Below are 499 nucleotides of genomic sequence, written 5' to 3' on the forward strand. Positions count from 1 at the left end.
CCGTATCCGGGGCCGCCTGCTGCGGTTATTTAACATATTGGGTTGGACCTGGTTTACATGTCGGGCCAGTCGCGGTGCAGCGAATACTCCGTGTCCCCGTCGCCGTTATCATTGAGGTGCCAGCGCTGGCCGGTACGGATATCAGCCTTGCGTAGGCGCGGGTTCGGGTTATCCTTCTTACCCATCGTGGGGTCGTTCTTGCAGCCCCAACGAGTGTCGTCGTAGCTGCAGTCACCTGCTACGCGTCCCACATCAACCCACCACACACGCACCAGCAACGGATCACTGGTCGCCTGCGGAGTCACCTCCATCATTTGCCAGGGGCCGCCATCCACGCGGAAACGAGCCGTGTAATGCACGGTCGCGTACGCGTGGAAGTTACCCGAACGCTGGTAGGCGTAACTTGTTGCGGTTTCACGCGGACGTTCGCGAGGGTAGGTGGTCACGGGCTGACCAGCCGTGTAGTTGGTTGCCTGGTCGCCGTTGCCGTACTCGATGA

1 pseudogene is annotated in these 499 nt (G+C 60.7%); it reads right to left on the reverse strand.

The window, feature by feature from the left end:
* Nucleotides 1–53: 53 nt before the first annotated feature.
* A pseudogene (locus tag HMPREF2712_RS03010) lies at nucleotides 54–499 on the reverse strand (peptide ABC transporter ATPase); the annotation flags it as partial.

Source organism: Rothia sp. HMSC064F07, assembly GCF_001837265.1.
Classification (GTDB): Bacteria; Actinomycetota; Actinomycetes; order Actinomycetales; family Micrococcaceae; genus Rothia; species Rothia mucilaginosa.